At 58.5% G+C, this 3,005-nt stretch carries 2 protein-coding genes and 1 pseudogene; 1 reads left to right on the top strand and 2 read right to left on the bottom strand.

The features are described 5' to 3' along the window. Positions 1 to 10: 10 nt before the first annotated feature. Positions 11 to 514 (top strand): glycogen/starch/alpha-glucan phosphorylase, encoded by a 504-nt coding sequence (locus tag CAPSK01_RS21765; protein ID WP_337958538.1) that lies wholly within the window; start codon positions 11 to 13, stop codon positions 512 to 514. A 714-nt stretch (positions 515 to 1,228) separates the two neighbouring features. On the opposite strand, the pseudogene CAPSK01_RS21770 reads toward CAPSK01_RS21765, so the two are convergent. Then, a pseudogene (locus CAPSK01_RS21770) lies at positions 1,229 to 1,888 on the bottom strand (hypothetical protein); the annotation flags it as partial. Positions 1,889 to 1,926: 38 nt separating this feature from the next. Next, complete coding sequence (locus tag CAPSK01_RS04240) at positions 1,927 to 2,811, bottom strand: hypothetical protein (RefSeq protein ID WP_034922924.1); 885 nt, start codon at positions 2,809 to 2,811, stop codon at positions 1,927 to 1,929. Between the last annotated feature and the right edge of the window lie 194 nt (positions 2,812 to 3,005).

The following is a 3,005-nucleotide window of genomic DNA, read 5'->3' on the forward strand; positions in this document are numbered from 1 at the left end:
CACCGGCAACATGAAGCTCTCGCTCAATGGGGCGTTGACCATCGGCACCGAGGACGGCGCCAACATCGAGATCCGCGACCAGGTCGGCGCCGACAACATCTTCATTTTCGGCAACAACACCGCGCAGGTCGCTGCTCTCAGGCAGGAGGGCTACCACCCGAACGAGGTTTACCACGACGATCCGGTGCTCAAGGAAGCGCTCGACAAGATCGACGGCGGTTTCTTCTCGCCCGGCGATCGCCCGCGCTATCACGACGTTTTCAATTGCCTGGTCCATTATGGTGACCACTACCAGCTGCTCGCCGACTATGCGGACTACGTGGCGACCCAGCAGCGTGTCGACGCGCTCTATCTGACGCCCACCGAGTGGCAGCGCAAGGCGATCCTGAACGTCGCCGTCGGTGACGCTTGCGCGCAAGCTCACCTGGCCACTCTCGTTCAACACTACGGAGCAGCGAAGAAGGCCATGGTCGTCGGTGGTCCCACTGCACAGGCTGGGCAGTTCCGATGTTGAACTGCTGCTGTCATAACGGAATAGGCCATCACCGGTGCGAACCTGCTTGTAGGTTGTCTTCATCAGCGTACCGTCGACCGTTACAGCAACACCCTTGCACGCCTTGCCGTCCGGCCCGAGCGCTACGACCTGCAGCGGCATCGGTGTGCGTGCCGAAACCCAGTTCGCGGCCTTGATGCCGAGCAGCACGGCGGTCGGCCACAGCCGAACGCTGGCCGACGCGGTCTGGATTTCGCCGTTGGCATCTGCGAACTTCATTTCGCTGACCAAGTCGGTTGGCTGATCGATGGCAGGAATGTTGTCAATCACGGCACGGCCCTGACCGTCTGCATCAAGAGCCACTTCAATGTTTTCCGCGATCACGCGATATGGGGTAAGGCGAGCGGAGTGCCGGGCATCGATCCGATCGGCGCCGCCAAACATGTTGAAGCGATAGTCGTCGTATCCTGAGAAAAGGATCGACGCTGTCCGCAATGCCGCCTTGACATTGACAAGCTGGTGCACACCGCCACCGCCGAGGTAGCTGAGCTTGAGGTCGACGGGAACGGCCCGCGGTGCGATCTGCGCCTCGCGCGGCGGCAGGACTTCGGCCTTCATGGTCGGGAGACGGAATTCCTCGACCCGGAATTCCACTGACTCATTCGCATAAGGGGTGTCGTAGCGGCCGGATGTGAGGTTGACGATTACACGATATCCACCCAAGGGGGCATCGGCGGGAATTTTCCATTGGGAGATTGCCGTACTGGTGCCCGGCAGGTTTTCCGGTGATAGTTCAAAGCTCCGATGGCTCGCTACATGCAGGACCGAAACCGTCATCGGCTGGTCTACGACGGCAAAGCCCAGGCTGGTCGGTTGACGGAGGATGTGCTTCATGCTGACCGTCTCGCCGGCACGAAAGAGGCTGCGGTCGAGCACGGTGTGGACCATCAGAGAGGGGTCGGTCGGCACATAGCCAGACAGACCGTAACCAGCCGTACTGTGCCAGTCGGAGAATGTCATTCCGAAATCGTCTGCAAGGCGCGCCGTGATCAGGTAGCTTGAGGAACGACCGGAGCAATGGCGATTCAACGGCAGTTTGTCGGCAGGAATACGAGACAGACCATCGGAGTCGGTAATGCCTTGCCAAACCTGCCTTCCATCGCAGGCGGATATCCTGATATCAGCGCCAGCAACGGGTTTCCCTTCGTCCAGGCTGGTAACCCAGACCAGGGCGTTTTCCTGCGAGCGTCGGAAATGTAGGGCGAGATTGGTCACCAGGGCAGCAGAGGCGATGTGGCGCTTCTCGGTCGGTTTCGCGCCGGGCACTCTTGTACTCGAAACTTCGAGCAGGTACAGACCCGGTCGTCCCAATTCGATGCCGAGGACTTCACGCACCCGTTCGTCATGGTGCTTGAGCAAGATCCTGTTCTCGACTAAACATCGGAGAGGGTAAGCGTGATTGCTTCCAGCTTGCTACGTAGTACCGGCGCTGTGAAATGGACGGAAATGGGCTGATCGAAGGGGCACTCGATATTTTTTCCCCACCCGCAGCGGTAGTCAAAAGCCAACGGCCCGCGTACCGTGAAGTTGAAGGTCTGATCCTTTTCGCTGCTGACGCCGCTCGCTGAACGGATATCCTTTCCCCAGACCAGACTGACGGCCGCAGAGGTGGGTAATTCGCCTTCGCACTTCAAAGCGAGCATTTCCGAAACGCCTGGCGGCCTGTTGCTCTTGTATCCATGTTGTTCAACGAGCTTGTCGCGTTCTTCTTCGCCCAGCACGACGATCTTTCTGGTTTCGTTGGCAACAAGGCATCGAGCGTTCTCGATGACGCTCGTCCTGTCTGCTGTCGCATTGACGCCAAGTAGCCAGACCTGTTTTTCCCTTAGGCTGCGTTCCTCCTGGTAGGGTCTGCTGAAAACTATCTTTGGTCCGCCGGTAGTAAACCGGTATTGCTCTGCGGCCAAAACCGGCTCCCCGGCGAGCGATTGCAATCCCGTCCGGAGTTTGAAGGCACAGGCAATGCCTGCGGGCAAGTCCTGTTCAAAGTCATAGACCCAGATCGTCGGATCAACCCAGCGTCCCTGCCCCTTCTCCAGGCAGTCAACGGAAAAGGGATCCTGCGCGCGCGGATCGCCAAAGGCTGTCATGGGTTTCGAAAAACGCGCCGCAACCTGGCGAACCTTCGCGATTTCACCCTGCGGCGAGAAATAGAGCAACTCCGGCGCCATCGAAGCGGCTCGTGAGCGAGGCTGCGCATGGCTAAGCATCGAAATGAACGAGAGGGCGATCGCGACATATATGGGTGCCTTGTTCATGTGCTTCCTTGATGCTGGTGAAGGGGAGCGGCCTGAATGGTTGACCATGACATGCCATTTGAATGATGGCATGTCAGTCAAGATAGTACATCTTTATTTGTCATTGACGGTTGCCAGCCAAATCACGGTTGGCGCGACCCGGGTGTGTCTAACGGTCATGACTTTTCCAGGCACCCCCGATCATGAAAGTCATG

Source organism: Candidatus Accumulibacter vicinus, from assembly GCF_000584955.1.
GTDB lineage: Bacteria > Pseudomonadota > Gammaproteobacteria > Burkholderiales > Rhodocyclaceae > Accumulibacter > Accumulibacter vicinus.